Origin of the sequence: Thalassobacterium maritimum, from assembly GCF_031127805.1 — a bacterium.
In the GTDB taxonomy this organism is placed as follows: Bacteria; Verrucomicrobiota; Verrucomicrobiia; order Opitutales; family Coraliomargaritaceae; genus Thalassobacterium; species Thalassobacterium maritimum.
In genome coordinates this window covers 21,086-36,412 of record NZ_JARXHW010000005.1, presented here as the reverse complement: position 1 = coordinate 36,412, position 15,327 = coordinate 21,086, and the positions used below count along the sequence as shown (strand labels likewise).

14 protein-coding genes are annotated in these 15,327 nt (G+C 53.3%); 5 read left to right on the top strand and 9 right to left on the bottom strand.

Features of this window, described 5'->3' with window-relative positions; all coding sequences use genetic code 11:
• Nucleotides 1-186: 186 nt before the first annotated feature.
• A complete protein-coding gene (gene greA / locus QEH52_RS03525) occupies nt 187-2,046 on the bottom strand; it encodes a transcription elongation factor GreA (RefSeq protein ID WP_308948660.1) in 1,860 nt (619 codons plus the stop codon).
• A gap of 116 nt (nt 2,047-2,162) precedes the next feature.
• Between greA and QEH52_RS03520 the strand changes: the two genes are divergently transcribed.
• Nucleotides 2,163-3,392: an RsmB/NOP family class I SAM-dependent RNA methyltransferase gene (locus QEH52_RS03520; protein WP_308948659.1), complete on the top strand. Its 1,230-nt coding sequence runs from the start codon at nt 2,163-2,165 to the stop codon at nt 3,390-3,392.
• An 8-nt stretch (nt 3,393-3,400) separates the two neighbouring features.
• The gene (locus tag QEH52_RS03515) at nt 3,401-4,072 is read left to right on the top strand and encodes a DUF2293 domain-containing protein (RefSeq protein ID WP_308948658.1); all 672 of its coding nucleotides are present in this window, start codon (nt 3,401-3,403) and stop codon (nt 4,070-4,072) included.
• A gap of 57 nt (nt 4,073-4,129) precedes the next feature.
• Here QEH52_RS03515 and trpB read toward each other — a convergent pair whose 3' ends face one another.
• Together trpB and kdsB are read right to left on the bottom strand one after the other, a co-directional pair.
• Entirely contained in the window at nt 4,130-5,353 is a 1,224-nt protein-coding gene (gene trpB, locus QEH52_RS03510) for a tryptophan synthase subunit beta (RefSeq protein WP_308948657.1), read from the bottom strand.
• Between the two features lie 49 nt (nt 5,354-5,402).
• Entirely contained in the window at nt 5,403-6,131 is a 729-nt protein-coding gene (gene kdsB, locus QEH52_RS03505) for a 3-deoxy-manno-octulosonate cytidylyltransferase (protein ID WP_308948656.1), read from the bottom strand.
• Between the two features lie 54 nt (nt 6,132-6,185).
• Between kdsB and QEH52_RS03500 the strand changes: the two genes are divergently transcribed.
• Complete coding sequence (locus QEH52_RS03500) at nt 6,186-6,506, top strand: rhodanese-like domain-containing protein (RefSeq protein WP_308948655.1); 321 nt, start codon at nt 6,186-6,188, stop codon at nt 6,504-6,506.
• Nucleotides 6,507-6,523: 17 nt separating this feature from the next.
• Here the strand turns inward: QEH52_RS03500 and QEH52_RS03495 are convergent, their stop codons facing one another.
• The 3 genes from QEH52_RS03495 to QEH52_RS03485 are packed head-to-tail and all read right to left on the bottom strand — an operon-like array spanning nt 6,524 to nt 11,763.
• On the bottom strand, nt 6,524-8,896 hold the full coding sequence (locus tag QEH52_RS03495; RefSeq protein WP_308948654.1) for a CHASE2 domain-containing protein: 2,373 nt from the start codon (nt 8,894-8,896) through the stop codon (nt 6,524-6,526).
• Between the two features lie 9 nt (nt 8,897-8,905).
• On the bottom strand, nt 8,906-9,814 hold the full coding sequence (locus QEH52_RS03490; RefSeq protein WP_308948653.1) for a hypothetical protein: 909 nt from the start codon (nt 9,812-9,814) through the stop codon (nt 8,906-8,908).
• A gap of 2 nt (nt 9,815-9,816) precedes the next feature.
• On the bottom strand, nt 9,817-11,763 hold the full coding sequence (locus tag QEH52_RS03485; protein WP_308948652.1) for an O-antigen ligase family protein: 1,947 nt from the start codon (nt 11,761-11,763) through the stop codon (nt 9,817-9,819).
• A 139-nt stretch (nt 11,764-11,902) separates the two neighbouring features.
• Here QEH52_RS03485 and QEH52_RS03480 point away from each other — a divergent pair, with 139 nt between their 5' ends.
• Nucleotides 11,903-12,619 carry an exosortase-associated EpsI family protein gene (locus tag QEH52_RS03480; protein WP_308948651.1) on the top strand — a complete coding sequence of 239 codons (717 nt, stop codon included), beginning with the start codon at nt 11,903-11,905 and terminating at the stop codon, nt 12,617-12,619.
• Here the strand turns inward: QEH52_RS03480 and QEH52_RS03475 are convergent.
• From QEH52_RS03475 to QEH52_RS03465, 3 genes are read right to left on the bottom strand one after another with little or no spacing between them, the layout of a single operon-like run.
• Nucleotides 12,616-13,245 carry an acetyltransferase gene (locus tag QEH52_RS03475; RefSeq protein ID WP_308948650.1) on the bottom strand — a complete coding sequence of 210 codons (630 nt, stop codon included), beginning with the start codon at nt 13,243-13,245 and terminating at the stop codon, nt 12,616-12,618. The two genes, QEH52_RS03480 and QEH52_RS03475, sit on opposite strands and share 4 nt — an antisense overlap.
• A gap of 14 nt (nt 13,246-13,259) precedes the next feature.
• On the bottom strand, nt 13,260-13,493 hold the full coding sequence (locus QEH52_RS03470; RefSeq protein ID WP_308948649.1) for an acyl carrier protein: 234 nt from the start codon (nt 13,491-13,493) through the stop codon (nt 13,260-13,262).
• A 38-nt stretch (nt 13,494-13,531) separates the two neighbouring features.
• Nucleotides 13,532-14,608, bottom strand: a complete 1,077-nt coding sequence (locus tag QEH52_RS03465) for a 3-oxoacyl-[acyl-carrier-protein] synthase III C-terminal domain-containing protein (protein WP_308948648.1) — start codon at nt 14,606-14,608, stop codon at nt 13,532-13,534.
• A gap of 247 nt (nt 14,609-14,855) precedes the next feature.
• Between QEH52_RS03465 and accB the strand changes: the two genes are divergently transcribed.
• Nucleotides 14,856-15,320, top strand: a complete 465-nt coding sequence (gene accB, locus QEH52_RS03460) for an acetyl-CoA carboxylase biotin carboxyl carrier protein (protein ID WP_308948647.1) — start codon at nt 14,856-14,858, stop codon at nt 15,318-15,320.
• Nucleotides 15,321-15,327: the final 7 nt, after the last annotated feature.

The following is a 15,327-nucleotide window of genomic DNA, read 5'->3' as shown; positions in this document are numbered from 1 at the left end:
GATCGCTGCCCGACTGTTTCCTGCATAGCCGAAGGCGACGCAGGGAAGCAAAATTTCGAGGCGACGCAAAGGCCAAGCTTATAGATCATATATTCTTAGAAGCGGCTTAGGTCCGCCCTGCCAGACGCACAAAAAAAAAGGCGCCCCCACGATGGGAGCGCCTTGATTCTAAATTGGAGACTCGACCTACTTCTCGTCGAGCCAGAGCGAGATGCTGAGGATCGTCCACTGCTCTTCGTTGCCGCCAATCTTGGTGCTGACAGTCGCGCCTGGCTCTTTACCGAGCAGGGCTTGAGCGAGGGGTGTCTTGTAAGAGAGCACATCGTTTTCTGGATCACTATCCCAGGCACCGAGGATGGAATAGCGCTGCTCTTTACCAGTGGAGCCTTCCTTCAGGTGAACGATACAACCAATGCCGACGTTGTCGGTGGTGGCTTCGCTGAAGTCAGTCACGCGGGCGCGGGAGAGATCGATTTCAAGCTCACTCTTACGAGAGAGTAGGATGTCTTGATCCTGGCGAGCCATCTTATATTCGGAGTTTTCCTTCAAGTCACCGTGGTCGCGAGCGACTTGGATGGCGACCTTGTTCTCTGGGATCTTGGTGGAGACGAGCTCTTCGTATTCAGCCTTGGCTTCGTTGAAGCTTTCTTGCGATACGATGAGTGCTTCCTCTTCGGAAGTTTCAGCCGCTTGGCCAGCGAGCAAGGCTTGAACGGTTGGGAATTGCTTGATGAAGCGAGCGAGCAGCGACTTCTTGGTCAGATCCTCAAAGCCTTGATTGAGCAAGAGTGTTTGAGCGAGATCGTTGGCGGTCTCGACATTGGCTTCTGCCAACAGGTCGGGAATCAATGTGACGTCGTCGCTGAGCAGATCAGCCAATGGGATGCGGCGTGTGCTTGCATTCTGTAGTGCCTCGTGGTCGATCGCATAGAACATCGCAGCGAGCAAGCGAGGATTGACGAGAGGCTCGATGATGGAACCGTATTTCTTAGATGCGCGGTTCTTGACCACCCAGAAAAGAAGTGGGCCCTTGATGGTTTGCTCCTTGAGCCAGCGATCGAGGCAGTAACTGATGCGCTCTTGCATCTCTTTCTCGAGCATAAAGTTGATACACTCACTGGTGAACTTACCGCTGGAGTTGCGCAGCAGGTCTTCGACCATGGCTTGCCATTTCTCTGGGTAGGTGCGGCTGATGAGGTCGAGGTAGCGCTTGAAATATTGAGCAGGCAGATTCGCGGCGAGCTCGGAGTAATCGTTGGTCGCATCGAGGATCGAGCCGGAAGAAGGCTCGAGAGTTTCGACGTCTTCGTGCAGGTCGCGGGCCAAGTTGTTACGCACCCATACACCGTGTAGACGGTCCGCTTGGCTGAGGCTCTTGGCATTGGCGATCGCATCGGTGAGCTCTTCCAAGATGGAAGGCATCTCTTCGCGCACCACAGAAATGTTTTCGGACAAAGCGTAGAGTTTTTCGCCTAGCTCGATCTTTTGCTTCGAGTTTTTGGTGCCACGGAATTGCTCGAGAATCTCGTCCTCTGGCTTCACGGGATCTACGCGATAAATGTAAGGGTCACTCTTTTTGAGTGGCACACCGATACGTGGGTCTTTGACCAAGACCTTCTTAGCGGCAGTCCACCACTTCTTGTATTTGATCGGTCCAATGACACGTGCCAGGCGGCGCTCGATCTCAGTCGACATCATTGCGTGATTCTCGTTAGAGGAAATCATCTCGCAGATTAAATCAGCAGGCTGCTTCTTAATCATCTCCTCGATCACGTCGGCCTCGGTGCGTGAACGCACAAGCAAGTCGTTGGGCATCAAGATTTCGAGCTTGTCTACGCAGAACGCTGGCGCCATCGCGTGGCCTTTTTTACCATCTTCAAAGTCGATGATTAAACGGTCGTCCGCAGCGTTGTAATCTACAATTTTACCGAAGCCCCAGCTACGGTGTAGGCAGTAGTTACCGGGCACCATCACTTCGAGCTTTGCACGTTGCGAAGCCAGTTTAGGGTTCTTTTTGATGAGAGCGTCAATGGACTCTTTATTCATAATGATTGCTTGTCTTAGTCGTAAACTATCCACTATGGACAGTTTCCGCGCCAATGAGAAGTATTAAGTTTAGCTTATCCAGAAAGTCCACAACAGGCTGGGATGCTGCTGTACACTTGACAGAAGCATATCTGTCAGGTGACCGAAAGGCCGACCAATTGTTGGACGAACTACCTACAGAATTTATAGGAGATCGGCGCGCTGCCTGCCAATCACTTTTTTTAGGGGCGCTTCGCCATGGGCACCGCAGCAAGGCGGCACTGAAGGGGCTATTACGCAAAAAGGCAAAGCCTGGCGTGGAAGCGATCTTGCTGGTATCGGGCTACGAACTGCTGGCCGCCGACGCGGAGAAGCACCCAAAAATCATCCACCACGCGGTGGAGCGCAGCAAGCAACTGGTGAATCGCTTTGAGCAAGGCTTCTTAAACGCGGTGCTACGTAAATTACCGGAGGCGCTGGCTCGGATTGACGCCGAAGCAGCACCTGCGGCTTTTTATAGTCATCCGGAGTGGCTGGTCTCGCATTGGAAACGAGAGTTTCCCCAAAGCTATTTACAGCTGCTGGAATGGGACCAGGGCATTCCAGCCACCTATCTCAAGATCTACGACGACTCGATCCAAAAGCCTGCAGGGCTGGAAGCCACGGATTGGCCACAGTTTTACCGCATCACACCGAAACTGTCTTGGCAGGAGGACCTACACCCGCTGCTAAATAAGGGCAACGCCTATATCAAAGACCCGTCCACGCGTCTCGCCCCGGCCCTACTTGCGCCGCAGGCTGGTGAGTCAGTGCTCGACCTCTGCGCCGCTCCGGGCGGCAAGGCCTACGACATGGCGCACGCTATGACTGGCAAGGGGCAGATCGTGGCCGTCGACCTGCCAGGCAATCGCATCGCTCGGCTCGAAGCCAACTTATCCACGCTACGCTCGACAGACTTAAACTGCGCGATCATCGAATCGGACTTATTGGAATTGGAAGCGGCGACCTTTCAGGCCCAGGCGCTGCCCATTGCATATGACGCAGTCATGCTGGACGCGCCTTGCTCGAACACGGGCGTAATCCAACGCAGGACCGACGTCAAATGGCGCCTGAGACCGAAGGACATCGCCCAATGTGCAAAACTTCAGCTGCAGTTACTCCACTCCGCCGCTCGATTCGTCAAAGCGCGCGGACGCATTGTTTACAGCACCTGCAGCATCGAGGCCGCCGAAAACAGCGAAGTCATCGAGCAATTCCTTAAGAGCAAATCCGGACAGAAATTTGAACTCGTCGACACGGCGATCAGTCTCCCGTGGAAGACTGGTCACGACGGCGCGGGCGCATTTCTGCTCCGCCGCAAAGCCTAACAAGCCCTATGCCTGAATCACAAATCGTCCGCCCCTGCCCCAAGCCGGGCCACGTCTTTAGCTGCCAGGGAGAACTTCTCGCGGTGCCTGCCGGCTGGGCATTATTACCGCCCGGTGATGCCGCACTGAGCCGGCGCATCAAGCAGGACGGCCCTTCTTGGACGGTCAAAGAAAAGAAGGGGCGCAAGGAATTTCCACACGGCATCTGGGCGCCCGCGCACCGAATCGAAGCACTGCAAGCCGCGCGCAAGCTGGAAAAAGCAGACCCCGCTTACACTCAGAAACTGGAGGCGGGCCGCGCCCGTCGCGCCCAAGCGGAGGTCGTGTATAATGAGGACTTTACTCAGGCTCTGCGCGATTACCTCAACTTCCACCCACGCTATGAACTTCTGGCCAAGCGCTTGAGCGTATTGATTGCGGCCCACGCCACACCTGTCGGCAGTGGCACCGTCGCGCGCACTAAACGCATCCCGATTGAGCAGCGTGCGGAAGCCGCCACCATCGCTTGGATGCGCCACCAGACCACCGCTTACGACCACATGCAGATACCGCGCGCCAAAGGAGCCCGGCGCGAAGTGCGTCGCATGCTGGCCCAAGAGTCGAAGCGACTCTTGGAATCCTACCGCAGAGGCACTCGCATCGATGTCAGCCACTGTCCACTGCAAGCCGCGCTACGCTGAGCAGGATCAGGCTAAGCGGAGTGTAAACACCAACGACGCGCCTCCGTGGAGCGTGAGCTAGGCTTCGCCTAACACGCGGGCGGCCTCTTGCACATCCTTATCACCACGGCCGCTGAGGTTACCGATAATGATTTGATCCGGCGACATTTCACGCGCGCGCTTCATCGTGTAAGCGATGCCGTGAGAGGATTCGAGCGCGGGTACGATGCCCTCGATCGCACATAAATCTTGAAACGCTTGCAAGGCCTCCTGATCGGTCGCGTAACCAAAATCGATGCGTCCTTTTTCCTTATAATAAGCATGCTCGGGGCCGACTGCGGCGTAATCGAGGCCCGCAGAGACGGAGTGAGTCAGATCGATTTGCCCCTCGGGGCTCTGCAAAATCCAGGTCTTGGCGCCCTGCAAAACGCCCAGCTGGCCACCTTCGAAACGGGCCGCGTGATGCCCACGCTTGATTTCGCGACCACCGGCTTCAACACCAGTCAGGCGCACATTGAGATCTTTAAGAAAGGCAAAAAAGATACCGATCGCGTTGGAGCCACCGCCGACACAGGCAGCCACTTCGTCGGGTAGACGACCTTCTTTTTCCATAATTTGGCGACGGCACTCCTCACCGATCACACGATGGAAGTCGCGCACCATCATCGGGAATGGGTGCGAGCCAAGCGCGGAACCGATAATGTAGTGAGTGGTGCGAATATTCGTGACCCAATCACGCATGGCTTCGTTTACGGCCTCCTTGAGCGTCTTTTGCCCAGCGGAAACGCCGCGCACCTCCGCCCCGCAAAGGCGCATACGGTAGACATTGAGCGATTGACGGCGCATATCTTCCTCGCCCATATAAATGACGCATTCGAAGCCCATCTTAGCACACATCGCGGCCGTTGCGATACCGTGCTGCCCCGCCCCCGTCTCGGCGATAATACGCTTTTTGCCCATACGCTTGGCCAATAGGGCCTGCCCCAGCGCGTTATTGATTTTATGGGCGCCGGTGTGCAGTAAATCTTCGCGCTTCAAGTAAATCTTAGCCCCACCGCAGTGTTCTGTCAGGCGGTCGGCAAAATAAAGATTGGTCGGGCGCCCCGCGAACTCACGCAACTGAAAATCCAGCTCCTGTTGAAACTCAGGGTCTTTACGCGCGGCCTCATAGGCCTCGGTCAGCTCGAAGAGCGGGGTCATTAAAGTCTCGGGCACATACATGCCTCCGTAGGGCCCGAAGTGACCGCGAGCATCGGGGAGGTTAAGTGGATCGACTTCGAGTTCTGAAGGAGCAGTTTGCATAGCTTAAATACGGCTGTGAGTCGGCGGCTTTGTCAAGCAGGCAAGTGTGTCACTCGGCAGGCAGGCGTGCTTCGAACTCGCCCACATCCTCCGGTGTATCAATACCGATAGTGGCTTGGTCAGTAATGCCCACATGGATGCGATAGCCATGTTCCATTGCACGCAGTTGTTCGAGCTTTTCGATATTTTCCAAAAAGCCGGGCTCCAGACCTGAAAATGCACTCAGGAAATCTGCCTTATAAGCATACAAGCCAAGATGACGGTAACAAGGGTTCTGCGCCAACCATGTGGCATCTACTTGAGCGGCACAATCGCGAGCAAAAGGGATGGGCGAACGGGAGAAATAGAGTGCATAGCCAGCGCGGTCGCGCACGACTTTAACTTGATTCGGATTGGCAAAATCCTGCGCTCGCTCAAAGGGCACCGCCAAGGTCGACATGGCGGCCTCGCCCTCGAGCCCCGCAGCCAGCGCTCGAATCTGCTCGCCAGTGACAAGCGGCTCGTCACCTTGCACGTTGATCACCGCAGGGGCGCCCACGATGGCATTGGCCTCCGCCAAGCGGTCGGTCCCGCTGGGGTGATCTGCTCGCGTGCGCACCGCATTGAAGCCCGCCTCACTCAGGCAACGCTCCAAGGCATCGTCATCCACCGCGAAGTAGAGCGGAAACTCTGGCGCGACCGCACGAATACGTTCGGCCGTCCACAAAATGATGGGCTTTCCACGGACCAGGTGCAGAAGTTTTGCGGGGAAACGCGTCGAAGCGAGTCGAGCAGGCACAATTATAGAAGCTGTCTTTGACATATATCCAAGCATCATCATGAAAGATCACAAATGAACAAGGAAATCAGTGCGAGCGAAGCGGCAATTTTACGCGAAAACAATCCCGAAGCAGTCTTTCTCGACGTGCGCGAAGACTCCGAACTGGCAATTTGCCGGATTGAGGGCGCACTGCATATCCCGATGGGCGAAATCCCAGAGCGGCATACGGCGCTACCTAAGGATGTGCCACTAGTCGTATTATGTCACCACGGCATGCGTAGCATGAACGTCATACAATTTTTGGCAGCAAAGGGCTTTGAGAATACGATTAACCTGAGCGGCGGCATTCACGCTTGGGCGAGCGATGTTGACCCTGCAATGCGCAGCTACTAGCGACGTAAAACGACGAGCTACTTCGAGGTCATCACGTAGGCACCGTTCCAACCGGCGGGAGCTCCTGTCTCTAGGAACTGGCGACAACGCGCCGCGAGAACCGCAGAAGGCGTCGTCGGCGCAAAAGCCTTAAACGGCTCATCAGCCTCGGACGCCTCAAAACCTTGCAAGGCGGCGGCCCAATCAGCTTTAAAATAGAGCTCCAAGGCAGCCTCATAAGCAGCCCGGCACGCAGAGCTCTGGCCTGCTGACACCGAGGAGTCCCAGAGTTCATAGAGCTCGACTGGTTGACGACGCCCCTTCACGACCACACGGTCCAGCTTACGATAATTGAGCTCGGCGCCTTCGGCCAGTGCAGCCTGCAAGGTGTTTTCAGTGACCATAGTATACACACCGTAGATCTTTGCCCCACTTTCGCAGCGAGCAGCGAGGTTCACCGAATCCCCCATCATCGTATAATTGAAGCGCATCTCACTGCCCATATTGCCAATGACGGCGCGCCCCGTGTTCACACCGATACGTGTGCGCATATGCCGCACACTCTCCGGCCATTCGCCAGAGTCTGCCCATTTCTCTCGCAGGGCAGCGTGGCATGCCTGCATTTCAATCGCGGCGTTGCAGGCGCGCGATGCATGATCCGTCACAGGCACTGGCATGCCAAACATAGTCACAATTGCATCACCGATGTATTTATCCAAGGTGCCAGACTGAAGCTGGAAGACCTCCGTCATGGCTCCTAAATATTCGTTCATCAAAGAAACCAGTTGGTGCGGAGTGAGCTCCTCGGAAAGTGCAGAGAAGCCTTCCACATCAGAGAACAGCGCAGTAATTTCCGTATCGGTGCCACCGAGTTGCGGGTCCTGATTCGACTCCACCATTTCATCTACCAGCTTCGGTGCAACATAGGCGCCAAAGAGTGCCTTGATGCGACGCCGTTGCCACTCCTCTGAACCGAGCTTGAGCAATACCACAGAAACCACCGCAGTCAAAGACGAGCCTATCGGCACAATCATGGGCAAGATCCAATTAAACTGCGCAAAGGCAAAAAACACACAACCGCCATATGCGAGTAGCAACAGCAAGGACAGCAAGCGCAAGCTGCCACGATTCAAGGCGAGCATGCAAACCAACAAGGGTAGCAAACACACGATCGCAATACAAAGCCCGGAATCCGCGCGTGTGATATATGCTTCATCCGCGATAGTACGATAGAGATTTGCATGTAGCCCGACCTTAGGCACTGGCTCACGATTAAACGGAGTCGGCGAAATATCTTTTAACTGTGGATCCACCGGACCCACAAAAATGACCTTGTCCCGAAAACGCTCAAACCACTTCTCCAACTCCGCGACTTTGACTGTATCCTGCGCTGAGGCAGCTTCCGATAAGGCATGCGCGTTGCGCAATACTGCTTGCATACTGACATGATCCTCATCGCCCGAGATCTCCCAACCTTCAAACCAATTCACTTCGATCGACTGCTGCTGCACCAAAGGGATCTGTCTAAAGACCTCACCTGCACGTCGAATCGTGAGCGTGTCAGGACTAATTTCTACTGCGTCTTCATCTAATTCATGTGCAGCCAAGAAAGTTTCTAGACCAAGCGTAAAAATCGTCATTTCACTCTGCAAAGGTACCGAATATGTGGAAAAGCCGTCCAAATCAGTCAGTACAACTTCATCGCCCACCACTTCGGAATACGGCTCATTCATGAAATCCATTTTGTCACGCATCGCTCCATCGACTAAATGGAAGCTATAGCGCGCGCTATTTAACCCAACAAAGCTTGGCACATAATACGGCACCACGCCCCCACTCAGGGTTTCATCGACATTGGCCAAGGCCAGACGCCCCACATTGAAATCAACAATCGGATATGTGGGCGCCTCAGGGAAAGGCGACATCTCTGGATCGTAGTCGCCGTCACGGATCATAGGCAACAGAGCCGCTTCTTGGGTGATAGATGACACCACTCCGGTATAAGCTGCAGCGAGCACGATACGATCCTCGTAGGCCGCAACGACCTTGCCCAAAAAACTGTCCCCCTTACGCGCACGTTCCCAATCAAGTAGCGCACCACCACCATACTTTGACAGTATGATATCCACACTGGCGGTCTTCGCTCCACCCACTCCAAGCAGAGCATGCAGCAACACCCCAAACTCACGCCGATCCCAAGGACGATCCCCCATATAAGAAACCGTCTCAGCATCCAAATCGACATAAACCACAGGCGCACTCGATTCGATCTCCCCACGAGCCAAATAGCGCCAGCGCAGCGTTTCCTGCTCCAGCCCATCTAAAACCCCCGATAGCATCAGCAACAGCCAAAGCACCACCGAAAGCGCAATCAGCCCGAGCGAAATTAATAACTGTTTCGATTTCTTCACGTGTCCCGCTTAAAATAAATCAGCTTGATAGGCTGACGGCGGCTTAAGCTCCCCGCGAAAAGGGGTCACGAGCTCGGGCTCGTCTGCATATTCAATGATAATAATAGGCCTGCGCACCTCTTTAACAGCTGCTGAATTAGGCACGACAGCAGATTGCCGCATGCCTTGATCCACCCCCTTAAAGTGCCCTAAGAACGGCTCCAAGGCGTTCGCCGACTCCGAATACTGATCCTGCATCAATTTAAAGCGCTGAATCAACTCATACGAACGAATCGTACTCTCACCAATTTCAATCGATGGCGTATTGCGCGCCCCCGCCCCAGCGAGGCGCTGCCCTGTTCGCAGGGTGTATTGCTGCCCTTGTAAGTCAGTAAAACGAACCCGACCATCACTACAATTAATAGTGAAATCAAAGATTTGGCTGCGTGGATCGAATTCGATACGCATTTGCCATAAAGCATTTTTCACAGTCAAACGCCCGAGCGGGGTTTCAATCAGGCACTGAGAGGATTCAATCATATTGCGGTTATCGACCACAATCTCACCCCCTCGAAAATTAAGAATCATCCGACTTTGGCCCGTCTCAGACTCTGTCGTCTCCCAAGATTGCAAGTCAGGCATGATTTGTTCAAATCGCTCGACCGAAAAACTACCTTCCCCTTGGAAATAAATATGAGTGCGATTCGAAGTACTCAAATAAGCTGCTGCGCCATAGATAGCCTCACAGTCGACCAAGCCAGGCAAAGAAACAGGCACCTGCTCAGGAGCCAATAAAACAGTCTCGGCACCGAGCTGTTTCAAACTAACTTGGCCAGTTACCTCATGCAGCGTGACTGCGCCACTCACCCACATCTCCGCTTGGACCTGCGAAGCGAATAAAAACAGCACGGCTGCGAGAACTTTAGTAAAATGTATCACAGTTAAAGAATGAGTAGTTTTTGCTGTAAGCGACGTGCAGCCGCATTATTAGGATTGATTTCCAATGCCTGCCGAACCATCGACAAAGCCTCATCGCGCCGGTGACTCACCGAGCTCAAATAAGCCGCATAATAGTAATGAGCATTACTATTATGCGGCGCCAACTCAAGCGCCTTTACTAATGCATATTCTGCAAGTTCCTGCTCGCCATGAAAGGCGCGCGCCACTCCCAGTTGCGCCCAGCTTTTCCAATAATCGGGGCTTAAATCGACGCCACGCTGGGCACACTCGACTGCGCGCTCCGCGATTCGTTCGAAATCAGAAGGGTTACGAAAATACAGCTGACACACGGCCGCACTCAAACCGATCCAAGCATCCACATTCTCCGCATCAGCAATCACTGCGTCTTCGTAGAGTTCAATCACCTCATCGAGCAAAATTTTATTTCCAGAGACATGCACTCGCATGTCCACAACGTGCTCTAGCTGCTGACGCGCTCTTAATTCCAATGCTTGAGCCTCCAACTTAAGAGAGCCCAAAACATAAAACGCCCAACCTGCACAAGCAGCTAACAATAAATATCCTATACGATGGACCCAATGCCCCGGCAAAATCAGACGCCGATTGAAAGTGGTCTTCAATAGAATCGCAAAAGCAAGCACGCCGTAAAGCGTCAACGCCGGCACATAGAATACAAAGCTGGCCGCCATACAAAGTGCGAATGCCATCGAAACCGACAGACCAATCGACAAAAAGAAGCGCTGTGGAGGCATTACAGTACCCTCGGCACCTCGCAACTTGACCGCAAAGGGTTCCTTTCGCCAGCGACCAAACGCTCGAAAAAATACATAGATGCAGGGCAGACCCCACAAAAACAAGCCCACGAAGCCAAGCTGACTCAAGACTAAGAGGTAATCATTATGTGGCGTGAGTGGAGCCTCCGCAAGTGCCACTCTGGGGCTTTGCTCAAAGGCCGCACTAAATCCACCCGCGCCCACTCCCGTGATCGGACTCTCGCTCGCAAAAGTCATGGCTTCCTGCCAAAGTACCAAGCGCACACCTTCCCCAGAGACCGCCTGCTCGAGCTCTTGCTTAAAAACAGGATGATACAGCAGCAACAATGTAAAAATGAGCGAAGACGTAAAGAGCCCAATCGCGGAATAAAGTAAGCGACGCTTAACCGTACGAAAACAAAACCATGGGACGACCGCTAAAACAACGATAGTCAAAACAACCGCCCACAGCAACTGCGTAAATGCAAGACCTGCAATAAACATCAAAGCAATATACAGAGACAATAGGCGTAAAATCTTAGGCAAGCGCCGGACAGCAGCCACGACCAAAAGCAAGGGCAGTAACGATAACAAAAAGACTGCCAAAGAATTAGGATCTGCAAAAACGCCCGTTGCCCGCCCCAGAAAAACCTCGTTAATCTCTAAGCCATAATCAGTCATCGCGCCCATAATCCGGTCTGGCCGCTGAAAGAACTGATAAAAACCATTAAAAACCGCGATCGTGCCAGGAATGAGACTCATTAAAATTAAGAGCCACAAATGCGCGCGCGTACGCACATTGTTCGAAAGCACCCACAGCATAACAAAGGCCTCCAATGCATAGATGATCTCATACCAACCACGCCAAGGCACAGGCGAAAACCAAAGCACACTCGCCAGCATCCAGAGTAAAGCAGGAACAAACCACAAGGGGTGCTGACTCAAGCGCTTAGGCGACTCTCGGTCCACCGCCAGCCACAACCCGTGTAGAAACAACAAAACTCCATACAGTGGCAACAGAACTAAATGCGTATCTGGACGCACTCCACCAAGTGAAATCGTCGTCAAAATAAAGATCGCCCCCAAACAAAGGGTGACGAGCCAGTCGACAAAATTCCCCCAACTCACACGTCCGAAAAATGCGATGTTACCGTTTTTATCAATTATAGTGGCCATAGAGAATGAAGAGAGCGTCAGTTAAATACTAAAGCAGCAGGCAATACAGTGAATCCAACAAGGTAAACTCATATTTTAGCCTAAGACTTGAACCCGAGCAGGAACTAGGTTTGTTTGTCGCAATCTCACTACTTTACCAATGAAAAAAACACTCCTAATTATCGCCGCCGCACTCCTTGTTAGCAGTTTAGGCCTGCGCGCTTACTTTGCATTTGTACCGCCCCCAGCTCCGACACTCAAAGAGCCCCTGGCCCTGATCGTGCCCGAAAACCTGAGCGGATGGCAAATCAAAGACCTCGACATGGCCGAGTCGCCCGAGTCGAGCGCTCGAATCAGCGAATTTCTGAATTTTGACGACGCTCTCTTTCGCGTATTTCAAAAGGGTGACGCTTTTGTGGGGCTCTACATCGCCTATTGGACGCCTGGTAAAGCCTCCTACCGCTGGGCGGGCGCCCATACACCTGACACCTGCTGGGTGCTCAATGGCTGGACACGCGAAGAGCGCGAATACTCGATTCCCTTCACCTACAACAAAATCCGCTTAGAACCTGCGGAGTTCGGCGTATATTCCAAAGACGGCTCCTCTCAAAACGTCTATTTCTGGCATCTCGTCGGCGGCGAGCCCTTTAGCTACAGCCAAAAAGGCACTCCCAATATCTTAGGCGCCCTGATGGACGTAAAAGAATACGGCTTAAACTTGCGCCAAGAGCAGTTTTTCATCCGCCTCTCCAGCAATAAGACAATGGATCAGCTCAAACAAATGGAAGGCTTCAATGAGATCATCCAAAGCTTGGTAGAGATTGGGCTGGAAGAAGAGGCCTATGCCGGCCAAACCCCAGAAAACACTCAGTCCTAAAAAGATCGAGCGGGATTGCCAAAGACACGTCCGCCCTCGGGCACATTACGAATCACTACAGAGCCCGCACCAACTGTTGCCTGCGCGCCGATACGTTTACCTGGAATGACACGCACCCCGGAGCCCAAGAAGGCAGCCTCTCCGACCTGAGTGCCTCCCGTCAGGTCGCAATGCGCACTGACCGTCACCCAATCCTCAATCACGACATCGTGCCCTGCAGAGGTATGGCAGTTCAGCATCACTAGGTCGCCCAGCTCGATATCGCAGGTCAATGTGACACGCGGGCACAGCACCACGCCCTGCCCCAGTCTGACATTGCGTCCGACCAGTGCAGTCGGATGAATCAGACTCAGAAACTCGGCCCCCTTCGCACGCATCGGCTCACAGAGCTTACGCTTTAGTTCCACATTCCCGATCCCACAAATGAAAGCGGCATGGGCAAAATCTGGCAAAGCACTAAAGGGCGCGACGACCTCGGCATCGATTGGAGTTTCATCGAGCGCTGCGGGGGCATCGTCGATAAAACCACGCAAGCGATATTGGCTCAGCAGCTTCTGCTCATCAAGTAGCCAGCCGTAAACTTCACGTCCAAATCCCCCGGCGCCCAATATATATAAGTCCTTCATCGCCAAGAAATGCTTCAGCCCTTCTTAGTCTTCACGACTTCGTACAAATCCTGAATCGTTTCCGCGGCCGCAAAATCGGTTTTGGTCAACAAAACAGAGAACTCGACCTCAATGGCGTCCGTCACGGTCAAAATCGCCAAGGAATCCCAAGTGGGGAGCTTTTTAAAAGCCGTATCAGCACACAGTTCACCGGGTTTGACACCATCCAAGGCTCCCGCAAAGACACTCACGAATTGTTCTATTGTCATAATCAACTAAAGGGTAAAAGCAAAAGGTAATGAGGCGCTCATAGGGAGTAGTCAATTAATTCGCAAACCGACAGCTCACTCATATCCACCAAGGCACTGGCCCAAGAAAGCCCCACCCCAAAGCCAGAAAGTAACAGCTGAGTCGAGTCGCGCGCCGCCAGCGGCGCAGCCAGCTCTCCACAAATGGCCGATGGGATAGATGCAGAACTTTGATTGCCAAACTGCTCAACCGTCTGCATCGGCACCTTGGCCAAATCCAATTTCAGACGCTTAGCTATATTACCTAAAATATAACGATTTGCTTGGTGAAAGACGAAATAATCCACTGCATCGGCCTCGACTTGCGCATATTCGAGCAAATCTTTTACAGACTTCGGCTCCTCAGTGATCGAAAAATTAAAAATTTCAGCGCCGTCCATGTAGAGATTTTCTAAAGAACGAAAATTACCGCCCTCATCTTCGCACACGACAGCCGTATCCTCTGAACGAGGCTGACGCGCTCCGCCCGCGGGTACGATCAATTTATCATAGCCCGAGCCATCGGTCTGCAGGCTAAAGTAAGCGGGCGCGATAGTAGTAGAGTGCTCGATCAAGCTCGCGCTGCCGCCATCACCAAAGAGCGGAGCCACCGCACGATCCTTCGCATTCACCAAGCGACTAATCGTATCCCCCGCGAGCAACAAGACTCGCTTAGCCGCTCCACTGGCCACCAATGAGTGCGCCAACCAAAGCCCATACACGTAGCCCGAACAACCAAGACTCACATCCAACGACGCACAATTTTTGGAAAGTCCAAGCCGCCCATGCAATACCGCGGCATTACAAGGCTGCGAATAATCTGGCGTCTGAGTCACGCAAATCATAGCGTCCACCTGCTCCAGTTCCAATGAAGACGCCTCCAACAAACGACGTGCCGCTTGCTCACACAGATCCGCCGCGGTGGTATTGTCATCCACGACCCGACGCTTCGAGAGCCCAATCGTTTTCTTTAAACGCTCCAACTGTTTGACATTTCCTCCAAACAGCTCCAGCTCATCATCGATCGATTTTTCATCGGTGGGCACACAGGTAACAAGCCCGGAAATCTTAACATCTTTAAAGCAGCACTTTGACATATTATATGTAGAATGCTCCGAAATCAGCCCAAGTGAAAGCCCCTTTTTTCCACATCTTCCGCATATAAACGAGCGCCCCAGCCCAATCCCCCCAAAGAAAGGCAGGCATCTCTCTAAAGTAACAAAGACGTTGCACATCGCGAAAAGCTAGCCTTACATACACTTTACTTTGAATTGACCGCCGCAGAGAAATCAACGGCGACACAACACACTACGAACCAACCAACGCTGTAAGAAAGGACATACCTTGGACATCAAACTAATCAAACAAGTCGTCGACCTCATGAAACGCTCGGACATTTCCGAATTCGAATTCGAAGAGGACGGCTTCAAGCTACGCCTGAGCAGCAAAGGAGCCGATGCGCCTCAAATCATTCACGCCGCAGCCCCAGTCGCTGCAGCCCCCGCAGCCGCTGCGGCACCCGCTCCTGCGACAGCCGCAGCCACTGCCCCCGCAGCCGAAGAAAAGGGCATCAGCATCATCAAGTCCCCCATGGTAGGTACCTTTTATGCCGCAGCCTCTCCTGAGAGCCCCGCATTTGCTAAGGTCGGCACTAAGGTCGGCAACGACAGCATCGTATGCATCATCGAAGCCATGAAGGTGATGAACGAAATCCAAGCAGAAATGAGCGGCGTAATCACTGAAGTGCTCGTCGAAAACGGTGAAGCGGTCGAATACGGCCAGCCTCTCTTCAAAATTAAAACAGCCTAATCCGTCC

Bases quoted from the DNA above. Each gene is read 5' to 3' on its own strand.
- QEH52_RS03480 (WP_308948651.1), top strand. From the start codon at position 11,903: ATGAAAAAAACACTCCTAATTATCGCCGCCGCACTCCTTGTTAGCAGT.
- QEH52_RS03485 (WP_308948652.1), bottom strand. From the start codon at position 11,763: ATGGCCACTATAATTGATAAAAACGGTAACATCGCATTTTTCGGACGT.
- QEH52_RS03465 (WP_308948648.1), bottom strand. From the start codon at position 14,608: ATGTCAAAGTGCTGCTTTAAAGATGTTAAGATTTCCGGGCTTGTTACC.
- trpB (WP_308948657.1), bottom strand. From the start codon at position 5,353: ATGCAAACTGCTCCTTCAGAACTCGAAGTCGATCCACTTAACCTCCCC.
- QEH52_RS03475 (WP_308948650.1), bottom strand. From the start codon at position 13,245: ATGAAGGACTTATATATATTGGGCGCCGGGGGATTTGGACGTGAAGTT.
- greA (WP_308948660.1), bottom strand. From the start codon at position 2,046: ATGAATAAAGAGTCCATTGACGCTCTCATCAAAAAGAACCCTAAACTG.
- QEH52_RS03515 (WP_308948658.1), top strand. From the start codon at position 3,401: ATGCCTGAATCACAAATCGTCCGCCCCTGCCCCAAGCCGGGCCACGTC.
- QEH52_RS03500 (WP_308948655.1), top strand. From the start codon at position 6,186: ATGAACAAGGAAATCAGTGCGAGCGAAGCGGCAATTTTACGCGAAAAC.
- QEH52_RS03470 (WP_308948649.1), bottom strand. From the start codon at position 13,493: ATGACAATAGAACAATTCGTGAGTGTCTTTGCGGGAGCCTTGGATGGT.